The organism is Oleiphilus sp. HI0043 (assembly GCF_001634935.1).
In genome coordinates, this window is record NZ_LWEY01001920.1 from 1 (window position 1) to 845 (window position 845).

Below are 845 nucleotides of genomic sequence, written 5' to 3' on the forward strand. Positions count from 1 at the left end.
CTGGATGACAACTACGACCCACAGACTTTGCTAACAGAAATAAAGAATCGCATTGATGCGGTGAATAATTTGCCTGCGGATGCAGAGCGGCCTGTGGTGAGTTTAAGCAAGCGGAAACGGGAAGTTATTAGTGTCGCGGTGTCTGGCGATTTATCGGAACGGGAAATTCGCAAACAGGCACAGCATGTACGTGATCAATTGCTTGATATTGAAGGGATTACCCAGGTTGAATTAGACGGTGTGCGTGATTATGAAATTAGCATTGAAGTTAACGAGCGGGTATTACAGAAGTATGGACTGAGTCTGTCGCAAGTGGCTTTGGCGATTCAGCAACACTCAAGAGATATCTCTGCCGGAAGCTTAAAAAGTAATGGCGGTGAAATTCTGATTCGCTCTAGTGGGCAGGCTTATAACAAACTAGAGTTTGAGCAGATTCCTGTGCTGAGTCGAGCTGATGGTAGTAGCGTCACGGTTGCAGACTTGGCCAGTGTTAATGATGGCTTTGAGGAAAGCGCCATACTGACCCGCTTTAATGGTCGGCCGGCGGCCTTGGTCGATGTTTATCGTGTCGGTCAGCAAAGTGCTATCGATGTGGCGGATAAAGTCAGGGCCTATTTGCAGGAAGCTGAGTCTTCATTACCCGAAAGCGTTCAGCTTGATGCTTGGCATGACCGCTCAAAAATCGTTAAAAAGCGTCTGAAAACGCTTTCAGATAATGCCATACAGGGCGGTATATTAGTCCTGCTCTTGCTGACTTTGTTTCTGCGTCCTGCCATTGCTTTTTGGGTCTGCATTGGTATACCGGTTTCCTTTATGGGCGCATTGTTAGTGATGCCATTGTTCGA

At 47.1% G+C, this 845-nt stretch carries 1 protein-coding gene; it reads left to right on the forward strand.

The genetic code is table 11. The annotated features are described in order from the left end of the window. A partial coding sequence (locus A3729_RS29595; RefSeq protein WP_197476279.1) for an efflux RND transporter permease subunit occupies nucleotides 1–845 on the forward strand: 845 nt, incomplete at both ends.